Origin of the sequence: Chromohalobacter sp. HP20-39, from assembly GCF_033052815.1 — a bacterium.
Classification (GTDB): domain Bacteria; phylum Pseudomonadota; class Gammaproteobacteria; order Pseudomonadales; family Halomonadaceae; genus Chromohalobacter.
This window is the reverse complement of sequence record NZ_JAWHTP010001130.1, coordinates 1-239: the sequence shown is the minus strand read 5'-3', so window position 1 is coordinate 239 and position 239 is coordinate 1. Positions and strand designations below refer to the sequence as shown.

General features: G+C 66.1%; 1 protein-coding gene. It reads right to left on the bottom strand.

All coding sequences use genetic code 11. The features are described 5' to 3' along the window. A partial coding sequence (locus RVY79_RS21425; RefSeq protein WP_317466644.1) for a GTP cyclohydrolase I occupies positions 1–239 on the bottom strand: 239 nt, incomplete at both ends.

Genomic DNA, 239 nt, shown 5'->3' with positions numbered 1-239 from the left:
GAGCTTCGACAGGCCGACCACGCCACGGGTCGGGTAGTAGGCGATGTGGGCGAGGCCCATGAACGGCACCATGTGGTGCTCGCAATGGGAGTGGAACGGGATGTCGCGCACCAGCACGATGTCCGAGTAGCCCTCGACCTCCTCGAAGACGCGTTCGAGGAGCTTCTCGGCATCGACCCCATAGCCGCCGAACAGCTGCTCGTAGGCCTTGGTCACCCGGGCCGGCGTGTCGAGCAGGC